At 64.5% G+C, this 6,539-nt stretch carries 8 protein-coding genes; 3 read left to right on the top strand and 5 right to left on the bottom strand.

What is annotated here, in order from left to right:
• Positions 1 to 279: 279 nt before the first annotated feature.
• The 3 genes from kynA to kynB form a co-directional block, all read right to left on the bottom strand.
• Positions 280 to 1,281, bottom strand: a complete 1,002-nt coding sequence (kynA, locus tag PCA31118_RS22190) for a tryptophan 2,3-dioxygenase (protein WP_246190372.1) — start codon at positions 1,279 to 1,281, stop codon at positions 280 to 282.
• A 16-nt stretch (positions 1,282 to 1,297) separates the two neighbouring features.
• Positions 1,298 to 2,551, bottom strand: coding sequence for a kynureninase (kynU, locus tag PCA31118_RS22185; protein ID WP_150627153.1), 1,254 nt, complete (start codon positions 2,549 to 2,551; stop codon positions 1,298 to 1,300).
• 80 nt (positions 2,552 to 2,631) lie between these two features.
• Positions 2,632 to 3,267 (bottom strand): arylformamidase, encoded by a 636-nt coding sequence (gene kynB, locus PCA31118_RS22180; protein WP_150627166.1) that lies wholly within the window; start codon positions 3,265 to 3,267, stop codon positions 2,632 to 2,634.
• A 68-nt stretch (positions 3,268 to 3,335) separates the two neighbouring features.
• Between kynB and PCA31118_RS22175 the strand changes: the two genes are divergently transcribed.
• Positions 3,336 to 3,518 (top strand): hypothetical protein, encoded by a 183-nt coding sequence (locus tag PCA31118_RS22175; RefSeq protein WP_150627152.1) that lies wholly within the window; start codon positions 3,336 to 3,338, stop codon positions 3,516 to 3,518.
• A 16-nt stretch (positions 3,519 to 3,534) separates the two neighbouring features.
• Here PCA31118_RS22175 and PCA31118_RS22170 read toward each other — a convergent pair whose 3' ends face one another.
• Together PCA31118_RS22170 and PCA31118_RS22165 are read right to left on the bottom strand one after the other, a co-directional pair.
• Positions 3,535 to 3,987 (bottom strand): MarR family winged helix-turn-helix transcriptional regulator, encoded by a 453-nt coding sequence (locus tag PCA31118_RS22170; RefSeq protein WP_150627151.1) that lies wholly within the window; start codon positions 3,985 to 3,987, stop codon positions 3,535 to 3,537.
• An 8-nt stretch (positions 3,988 to 3,995) separates the two neighbouring features.
• On the bottom strand, positions 3,996 to 4,514 hold the full coding sequence (locus PCA31118_RS22165; RefSeq protein ID WP_150627150.1) for a flavin reductase family protein: 519 nt from the start codon (positions 4,512 to 4,514) through the stop codon (positions 3,996 to 3,998).
• Positions 4,515 to 4,659: 145 nt separating this feature from the next.
• Here PCA31118_RS22165 and PCA31118_RS22160 point away from each other — a divergent pair, with 145 nt between their 5' ends.
• Both PCA31118_RS22160 and PCA31118_RS22155 read left to right on the top strand, forming a co-directional pair.
• Positions 4,660 to 5,706, top strand: coding sequence for a 2,5-dihydroxypyridine 5,6-dioxygenase NicX family protein (locus tag PCA31118_RS22160; protein ID WP_150627149.1), 1,047 nt, complete (start codon positions 4,660 to 4,662; stop codon positions 5,704 to 5,706).
• Complete coding sequence (locus PCA31118_RS22155) at positions 5,703 to 6,518, top strand: alpha/beta fold hydrolase (RefSeq protein ID WP_150627148.1); 816 nt, start codon at positions 5,703 to 5,705, stop codon at positions 6,516 to 6,518. Before PCA31118_RS22160 ends, PCA31118_RS22155 begins: the two co-directional genes overlap by 4 nt.
• Positions 6,519 to 6,539: the final 21 nt, after the last annotated feature.

Here is a 6,539-nt window from a genome sequence, read left to right as displayed (position 1 = left end):
GCGCTCCACTGCCTTTTAAGTCGCACCGCGGGCGACACCCGAGCCGATCCGCAACCGCCATCGACGCGACGACACCCACCGAACAGGACAATGGATGGCGGTGATTGTCCGGCCCCTGACGTAGCGACTTAAAGGGCATTGGAGCGGAGTCAGGGGCCGGGCAAGCGCCGCAGCCCCGGGCAGGAGACAAGGGCGGGGGCGGCGTCCATACGAGGGTTTTCCAACGAACGAGCGCAGAGGCACCGACACACGCCCGGCCAAGGGCGCGAATCAATCAAGTCACAGCAACGTCCGCACGTGCCACAACTCCGGGAACAACACGACGTCGAGCATCTTGCGCAGATAAGGCGCACCGTTGGTGCCGCCCGTGCCCTGCTTGAAGCCGATGATGCGCTCGACGGTCGTTACGTGACGGAAACGCCATTGACGGAAGGCGTCTTCGAGATCGACCAGTTCTTCGGCCATCTCGTAGAGCTCCCAGTACTGCGACGGGTTGCGATAGACCTCCAGCCAGGCCGCCTCCACGCTCTTGTCGTGCGGCGTCGGCTTCGTCCAGTCGCGCTCCAGGCGCTCCGGTGCGATCGCGAAGCCGCGGCGCGCGAGAAGGCGGACGACTTCGTCATAGAACGAGGGCGCCTTGAGTGCTGCTTCGACCTGCTGGTACAGATCGGGGCGATGCGAATGGGGCGCGAGCATCGCCGCATTCTTGTTGCCCAGCATGAACTCCAGAATGCGGTACTGATACGACTGAAAACCCGACGAGCTGCCCAGCGACGGACGCATCGACGAATACTCCGACGGCGTCATCGTTGCGAGCACACTCCACGCCTGCACCAGTTGTTCCAGGATGCGCGATACGCGTGCGAGCATCTTGAACGCCGGCGGCAGTTCGTCGTTATGCACCGCCGTGCGCGCAGCCTGCAATTCGTACAACGCCAGCTTCATCCACAGTTCGCTCGTCTGATGCTGAATGATGAACAGCATCTCGTTGTGATCGGTCGAGCGCGGATGCTGTGCGTTCAGAATCGGATCGAGCGACAGGTAGTCGCCATAGCTCATGCTCTTCGAGAAATCGAGCTTGGCGTCGTGCCATTGCGTTGCGTTGGCCGAAGTCGCGGAATTGTTCTGGGCGGCCGGTGCCGCGCCCGCGACGCCGGGCGTGTCGTCGCTGCGATGGCCGAACGGGCACCCGCCCTGTGCGGGCGTGGCGGCCTCGCCGCCCGGCGGCGTGGCGTTGGCGGACGTGGGGGAGGTGGGGGAGGTGGGGGACGTCTTGCTCATGCTGACCACTCCTCTCTCAGGTCACCGCGCCACGGCGATGGAACTCCGGCTTGTCCCACGACCCCGTGCTCAGCACGTCACGCAGAATCTCGACCGAATCCCACACGTCGGCAAAGCTCGTGTAAAGCGGCGTCATGCCAAAGCGCATGATGCGCGGTTCGCGATAGTCGCCGATGACGCCGCGCGCGATCAGCGCCTGAATCACGGCAAACCCTTGCGGATGCTCGAAGCTCACTTGCGAGCCACGTGCGGCGTGGTCGCGCGGCGTCACGAGCGTGAGCGGGAATTCGGCGCAACGCGCTTCGACCAGTTCGATGAACAGATCCGTGAGCGCCAGCGATTTGCGACGCAACGCCTGCATCGACGTTTGCGCGAAGATGTCCAGACCACATTGCACCAGCGAGAGCGACACGATCGGCTGCGTGCCGCACAGATAACGACCGATACCGTCGTCCGGCGTGTATTCCGGCGTCATCGCGAACGGGGTGCGGTGCCCCCACCAGCCCGACAGCGGCTGCCAGAAGGTGTCTTGATGCTTCTTGTTGACCCACACGAACGCCGGTGCGCCGGGGCCGCCGTTGAGGTACTTGTACGTGCAACCCACCGCGTAGTCCGCGTTTGCGCCGTTCAGATCCACCGGCACCGCGCCTGCGGAATGGCACAGATCCCACACGGCCAAGGCGCCCGATGCGTGAATCTCGGCAGTGCGCGCGGCCATGTCGTACATCGCGCCCGTGCGGTAGTTCACGTGCGTGAGCAAAACCACCGCCACGTCGTCGCCCAGCGCGCCGGGCAAATCGTCCGGCGAATCGATCAGGCGCAGCGAGTAGCCATCGTCGAGCAGACGCGTGAGGCCCTGCACGATATAAAGATCGGTCGGGAAGTTGCTGCGCTCGGAGACGACGACCTTGCGCTTCGGGGCTCGCGTGCGTTGTGCGTCGAGCGCTGCGGCCATCACCTTGAAGAGGTTGCTCGAGGTGGTGTCCGTGACCACCACTTCACCCTTGCCTGCGCCCACGATCGGCGCGAGTGCATCGCCCAGCGTGCGCGGCAGCGCGAACCAGTCGGCTTCGTTCCAGCTGCGAATGAGGCCGACGCCCCATTCGGCCGTGATCACTTCCTGCGCGCGTTTGGCCGAGGCGATCGGGCGGGCGCCCAGCGAGTTGCCATCGAGGTAAATCACGCCCGGCGGCAGGTCGAACTGCGCGCGCAGCGGCGCAAGCGGATCGGCCGCGTCGAGGGCCAGACAATCGTTGCGGGAAGACGTCATGGTTTGCGTTGTCGAGTAATGAAAATGCTAGTGAAGGAAGGGCAGTGAAAAACTATCGGCGCGTTGTGCAGGCGTGACGTTCAGAGCGAACGCAGCACGGCGCGCACGGGACTCGCGTCGAGCCGCATGAACTTCAGCGGCAACGCGATGAGTTCGTAGTCGGCTGGCTCGATGGCGTCGAGCACCAGTCCTTCGAGAATCGCCATGCGATGCGCGCGAATCCGGTGATGCGCGTCCATCGTCTTGCTCTGCTGCGGATCGAGCGACGGCGTGTCGATGCCCACGAGCGCCACGCCGCGCGAGGCGAGCAGATCAATGGTTTCAGGCGCGACCGCGCAGAACTCGCTGTCCCAGCGGTCCACAGGCGCTTGCGCATATGTGCGCAGGAGCACCCGCGAGGGCACGTCCGCCAGATACGGCTCGACCATCTCGGGCGTGACCACCGGCGACGCGCCGAGGCAATGAATCACGCGACACGGACCGAGATACGTCTGAAGATCGACTTCACCGATGCAAGCGCCTTCGTCGTCGTAATGACGTGGCGCGTCGGCGTGGGCGCCGGTGTGCGGCGAGAGCGTGATCCGACCGACGTTGACGGGGCAACCCGGACCGATCTGCCAGACGGCTTGCTCGGTGAAGGGCGTGTCGCCGGGCCATACGGGCGTGTCCGCACTCAGCGGTGCGCTGATATCCCACACGCGACGCTCGCGTGTCATGGAGGTGTCTGCGGTGCTGGCCGCAGCGTTCGAAACGTTCATACGCACGCGCTTTGTCAGGGCGAATCATGGAAGGAGAAATCCCAGATAGTGTAGGAAATTCCTCGCCGCAGGTGCTTGCGTATTCGAAGGGCGTGAAACGTCGAATTGAAATTGGGCAGGCGATTTTGCCTGTTTCGCGGTGGATTATTTTAATTTTCGCGAAATTGGTCGAATTCGATGCGAGTTCGTCGGAACTTGAAGTTGGATGACGCGTACAAAAACGTTCTACGGCTGGCGGCAATCCGTCATCTGATGGATCAGCTCGCGTAACGCGTTCTTGAGTTGCGCCGACTGGACCTGACCGAAGCGGGCAAGCACGCGCGCTTCGTGGCGGCGCGCACTGTCGAGCAGCGGCGTGACGTGAGCGATACCCGCCCGGGTGAGCGACACGAGCGACTGGCGCCGATCCGTCGCGCTCTCACCCCTGACGACATAACCGGAGGCTTCGAGCCGGTCGATGACCTTGGTGACGGTCGGTTGCTTGGCAAGCACGATGTCCGCCAGTTGGTTGACGGTACGTGCCCGGCCGTCGGAGAGCGTGGCGAGCACACGCCACTCCAGCACCCCGAGACCTGCTGCTGCGACTTCGCGATGGAACTCGTCCGAGACCAGAGCGCTCGCGCGCGCGAGCAGGTACGCCAGATAGTCGTCGACGAAGGGCGCGCCCGCGGCAGACATGATGCGCCTTAGCCCAGCGATTGGGGTTTGTGGAAACTGCCGCCATGGAAGACGAGCGGCGTGCGATCGCCTGCCTGCGCATGGACCCCGCAACGCTCGACTTCGCCCACGAAGATCACATGATCGCCTTCGTCGTAACGACTGCGGTTGTGGCATTCGAACCAGGCCAGCGCACCGTCGAGCACGGGCGTACCCGATGCCGACAACGTGTACGGGACACCCGCGAACCGGTCGCCCTTCATCGTCGCAAAGCGCTTGCAGATGTCCAGTTGATCGGCGGCCAGCACATTCACCACGTAATGCGAGTTTTCGCGAAAGACGGGCATGCTGCCGGCACGCGTGGCGAGGCTCCAAAGAATGAGCGGCGGCGTGAGCGAGACCGAATTGAATGAACTCGCGGTGATGCCGATGAGCGAACCGTCTTCGGCTCGCGTAGTAATCACAGTGACCCCGGTCGCAAACTGACTGAGTGCATTGCGAAAAGCCGTGCTGTCGAAATCTGGCGTTGCGGCGCGTTTGGCGTTCACTTTTCCTGCACTCCCGTCCGGCAAATTTGATCGGGTTGATTTGTATGAATATTCATATACTATGGCACGAACAACAGATCGACAAGACGCGTGATGGCCAACGGAGCCCCGCAGGGGCGCAAGGGTCAGACGCTCAGGAGACGATATGCTGATCGAGCGAATCGAGCATAAGTGGATCGACGTATTTGCCGAGACTTTGCGGCGCTGCGACATACGACCCGGTGATGTGGTGGCGATTGTAGCCGAAACGCAATCCCGGCCTGTCAACGTGGAATTGGCGCAACTGGCCGCCGAGTCGCTTGGCGCAAGGCCTTTCCGGCTGATTGTGCCCAGCCCGCGGCTGGCCGCGCCGGTGCCCGTGCGCTCGACCGGCGCAAGCGACGCCTTGGGACAACTGGCCCCGGTCGTCGCCGCATTGAAGACGGCAACGCTCGTTGTCGACTGCACCGTCGAGGGCCTGCTGCACGCGCCCGAACTGCCGGAGATTCTCGGCGGCGGCGCACGCGTACTCATGGTGTCCAACGAACACCCCGAAATTCTGGAGCGCTGCGCAACCGATCCGGCACTGGAACCCAAGGTGCGCGCGGCCATCAAGCGTTTGCGCGGTGCAGCACAGATGCATGTGACGTCGGCCGCCGGGACCGACCTGCGCATCGGATTGCGCGACGCGCGCGTCGGCGGTGTCTGGGGCTGGTGCGCCAAGCCCGGCCAGGTAGCGCACTGGCCCGGCGGCCTGGCACTGGCGTTTCCCGCCGCGCACAGCGTGAACGGTCAGCTCGTGCTGGCGCCCGGCGACATCAATCTCACCTTCAAACAATACCTGCGCGACCGGATCGCGCTGACGGTCGAGGACGACTACGTCGTGGCCATCGATGGCGAGGGCGTCGATGTCGACCTCATGCGCGATTATTTCGCGGCATGGGGCGATCGCGAGGCGTATGCCGTCTCGCATGTCGGCTTCGGTCTGAACCCGCGCGCGCGCTGGGATGCACTCGCCTGCTACGACAAGCGCGATTGCAACGGCACGGAGCAACGTGCCTTCGCCGGCAACTTCCTCTATTCGACGGGTGCCAATGAGGTCGCGGGACGCCATACGCTGGGGCACTTCGACCTGCCGCTGCGCAAGTGCACGATCGCCCTCGATGGCGACGTCGTCGTGCGCGACGGACAACTGCAAGGCGAGTTCGCATGATGGCGCACGCTTCGGTTCCTCGCCCCGCCTGTCGCGTCGAAGGCGACGGCCCGCTAACGCTCGTTCTGCTGCACGGCATCGGCGGCAATCGCAACGTCTGGCCGGCGCAGTTCGAGACATTCGTTGCGGCGGGGTATCGGGTAGTGGCGTGGGACATGCCAGGGTACGGCGAGAGTCCGATGCCTGCCGCGCCGACGATGGCGGCGCTCGCGGATAGTCTGCGTACCCTGCTCGACTCGCTCGCGCCGTCGCGCTTCGTGCTGGTCGGTCACAGCATGGGCGGCATGGTGGCGCAGGAGTTGATGGCACGTGGTGAACCGTTCACCCGCGATGTCGCCGCGCTCGTGCTGTGCGGCACGTCGCCCGCGTTCGGCAAACCGGACGGCGACTTTCAGCGCGAGTTCGTGCGGCAGCGTACCGCACCGCTCGACGCGGGCAAGACACTGCGCGAGATCGCCGACGCCATCGTGCCGGGCATGCTGGGCGAGCCTGAGCCCGCCACGCGCGACACCGCGCATGCGCTCGCCGTGCAGGCCATGGGCGCGCTCACGCCTGACGCTTACCGCGCCGCATTGCAGGCGCTGGTGGGGTTTGAGCAGCGCGCAGCGCTTGCGCGTTTGTCCGTCCCCGTGTTGCTTGTCGCAGGCGAGCACGACAACAATGCGCCACCCAAGGTCATGGCCCGCATGGCCGAGGCCATTCCGAACGCGCGTTACGTTTGCCTGCCGGGTGCCGGTCACTTGATGAATCTTACGCACCCTGCGGCCTTCGATGCCGAGGTGCGAGCGTTCCTCGCCGACCTGCGCGTCTGACTGCACGCCAGCCCTCTCTCA

The sequence above is a fragment of the Pandoraea captiosa genome (assembly GCF_902459775.1).
Classification (GTDB): domain Bacteria; phylum Pseudomonadota; class Gammaproteobacteria; order Burkholderiales; family Burkholderiaceae; genus Pandoraea; species Pandoraea captiosa.
Note: the sequence above shows the minus strand (reverse complement) of the source record. Positions and strands in the feature narration are given on the sequence as shown.

Coding starts and splice junctions, on each gene's coding strand:
- PCA31118_RS22175 (WP_150627152.1), top strand. CDS start 3,336: ATGGAAGGAGAAATCCCAGATAGTGTAGGAAATTCCTCGCCGCAGGTG.
- PCA31118_RS22160 (WP_150627149.1), top strand. CDS start 4,660: ATGCTGATCGAGCGAATCGAGCATAAGTGGATCGACGTATTTGCCGAG.
- kynB (WP_150627166.1), bottom strand. CDS start 3,267: ATGACACGCGAGCGTCGCGTGTGGGATATCAGCGCACCGCTGAGTGCG.
- PCA31118_RS22170 (WP_150627151.1), bottom strand. CDS start 3,987: ATGTCTGCCGCGGGCGCGCCCTTCGTCGACGACTATCTGGCGTACCTG.
- PCA31118_RS22155 (WP_150627148.1), top strand. CDS start 5,703: ATGATGGCGCACGCTTCGGTTCCTCGCCCCGCCTGTCGCGTCGAAGGC.
- kynA (WP_246190372.1), bottom strand. CDS start 1,281: ATGAGCAAGACGTCCCCCACCTCCCCCACCTCCCCCACGTCCGCCAAC.
- kynU (WP_150627153.1), bottom strand. CDS start 2,551: ATGACGTCTTCCCGCAACGATTGTCTGGCCCTCGACGCGGCCGATCCG.